This window comes from Candidatus Micrarchaeia archaeon (assembly GCA_041650355.1).
Classification (GTDB): Archaea; Micrarchaeota; Micrarchaeia; order Anstonellales; family Bilamarchaeaceae; genus JAHJBR01.
Map to the genome: position 1 here is coordinate 1 of JBAZLI010000104.1, position 2761 is coordinate 2761.

The 2761-nt window shown below is 55.1% G+C and carries 2 protein-coding genes; both read right to left on the reverse strand.

Translation table 11 applies throughout. The features are described 5' to 3' along the window. Positions 1 to 226: 226 nt before the first annotated feature. On the reverse strand, positions 227 to 1237 hold the full coding sequence (locus tag WC488_05375; protein MFA5077827.1) for a class I SAM-dependent methyltransferase family protein: 1011 nt from the start codon (positions 1235 to 1237) through the stop codon (positions 227 to 229). Positions 1238 to 1245: 8 nt separating this feature from the next. After that, a partial coding sequence (locus WC488_05380) for a class I tRNA ligase family protein (GenBank protein ID MFA5077828.1) occupies positions 1246 to 2761 on the reverse strand: 1516 nt, incomplete at its 5' end.

The window sequence follows — 2761 nt, forward strand, 5'->3', positions numbered from 1 at the left end:
TCCAGAATCAACCATGCCCTTTCCCTGGTGCTCGTGTTCGCGTCTTTGGTTTCCCTCCTCGCACTGTTCCTGATTCTTTCAAGGAAAAAAGCCGTGATTCCGGCGCTTCCGGTAATCGCTTTCTTCAGCATCCTCTTCACTGCAATCGCGTTCCTGCTGGGCCTGGCGTGATAGCACCAGCATAATCGGCAGAATAGTGCCCGCAGGAATGCCAGAAATACAGCATCTATTTCTTCCTGACCCTGAAATCCAGCACGACCTGCACCAGCGAAGGCGAAAACGGCCTCACAACCCGCGCCCCCACAACCTCGGCCTTTTCCCTGCCCAGCTTCGAAAACAGCTTCCTCTTCGCGGCCTCAATGGGGTTTTTCATGTCCGCGAAGCAGTAGAAGTGCACAATCGCGCCGTCCTTCGCCCCCATATATGCGGCATCCAAAAATTCCTCGGCATCCTTCGGGAGCGGCATGAGCACCCTGTCCGCGAAATTTTCATAATCCCGGGGAACGATTTCCCCCACGCCCCCCTCCACGGCGATGATGTTCTTCATTTTGTTGAGCGCAATATTCTTCCTCATGTACGCGGCCGCAACCGGATTCAGCTCTATCGCAACAATTCTGCACTTCTTCTTCGTTTTCGCAATAACTAATGGGAACGGCCCCACGCCCGCGAAAAGCGCGAGCACACTTTCCCCGTCCTCCACCAGCCCCGCAATCCTCTTCCGCTCGAAACTTAATCTCGGGGAAAAATAAACTTTCGAAACATCAAGCATCATTCTCGCTTCGCTTTCCCTGTGCACGGTCTCGGTCCTGTTCTCCCCTCCAATTACCTTCATTTTCCTTACCCTGTACTCGCCCTCCATGGGCCCCTCCTTCTTCACCACCACGCGCACGTTCCGCTGCACATCCATGACCGCCTGCGCGATTTCTTTCTCCTTGGCCGCAATGTTTTCCGGTATCTCCACAATCGCTATGTCCCCTATCACGTCGAATGAGCGCACAACCTCCTTGCGCTCCTCCTCGCTCAGCACGCCCACAAGCGCTTCACTCAGGCTCTTTGGCTTTTTGCTCCTGCGTTCAGAATCCAGTTCCACTGCGCCATCAGTTCCCTTCCTCACCGGTATCCAGACCTTCCCTTCCTTCTGCATCACCGGAAAATCAGCGTCCAAGAGCCCCTTCCCCTTCAGCTCCTCCATCCTCTTCTGCGCCGCCTTCCTCTCCACAGCCAAATAATACGCCACGCCGCCACCTACTCAAGCACTATGGCCGGCTTCCCGGGCATCGCGTTCTTCGCTTTCTGGTGGCTGCTGTTTTGCTCATTAACCACTTCAACCGCAATCCCGAGGGTTTTTTCCATGAACTGTTTTCCTTCAGAAAGAATGGCCGCCTCGTCTTCGCGTTCCATTATCTCCGGAAGCGCGAAAATGTTCTTGCCAATGTGCTTCAGGAACACAGCCACCTCGGCGCCGTGCTTCTTTATGTTCGGGGAATTCATGCATTTTTTTATCGCCTTCTCAAAGCTGCGCTCCTCGCGCGCAATTTTGTAAGCCGACCGCTTCCAGTCCTTCGCGATTATAATGGTCGCTTTCCTTGCCTTCAAATTAGCCAGTTTGGAAATTTTCTCCACGTCCTCAATGACGCTGGAGAGCAATTCCTCCTGCATCTCGAGCTTTCCATCCGCGAGTTTCTCTTCGTAAGCAGGCAGTCTCTCCTCCACAACAAAACTCCTGTTCCCAATCCTGTGCCAGAGCTCCTCGGCAACATGGGGCGCGAAAGGCGCGACCGCCCTGCTCCACCCGTCAAAGAACTCCTTCATCCTGGGCGTGGAGCACCTTCTCAGGTACCAGGAAAGGTCGGCGCTCGTTTCGTAAACCAGCTCCTTCACCAGTTCCCTGTACTGGAAATTCTCGAACTTCGAGTCCAGGCTCTCCAGCCTCCTGTTCAGCCTGCCCAGGAGCCAGAAATCGATTCTCTCCTCGGCCGGATGCTCCGCGTGCTCCGCAAGCCCGAATATCATCCTGAGCCTGGAGTCCACGCCCTGCGCCACGGTCCTGCTGAAATCAGAATCAACGCTCAAATCCGCGCCGCCAAGTATCCCTAGCCTCACCACGTCAGCCCCGTACTCCGCGACCGCGTTCCTGAGCGGGAGAATGTTGCCCATGCTCTTGCTCATCTTCTTTCCGTCCATGAGCACGAACCCGTTCGCGACTATCTGCTTCGGCCAGTGCTTCTTCCCGAATATGGTCGCATGGTTGAATATGAAGAAAGGCAGATGGTTCCGTATGAGGTCTGCGCCGCTGTGCCTCGAGTCCACAGGATACCAGTAAAGGAAGCTCGCCCTCATCTCCTTCATCCTCGGGCTTCCGGTTCCCTTCCCCAAAAACACGTAATCGAAAAACTTTCCGTCCATCTCCTCGGCGCCCACTTTCCTGAGCATGTGCGCAATCGTGTAGAACGCCATGTATATGGTGGAATCCGAGAGCGACTCGATTATCTGCCCCTTCGCGAACGGGAACTCTGTTCCGAGCCCCCGCGCACGCACGCACGCTTTTTCCCTGAGCCAGTCTATCACGTAAAGGTAATCATCCCTGGTCCGTTCGGGCATCAGTCTCATCTGCGCAAGGCACTCCTTCGCCTTCGCCTTCCATTCCTGGTCTCCGTAGTCTATGAACCATTGGTTGGCCACAATCTTGACCATTATTTCCGCGCCGCAGCGGCAGTGCACGTGCTTTCCATCCACCTTGTCTATCTGCCTGAACGCGACT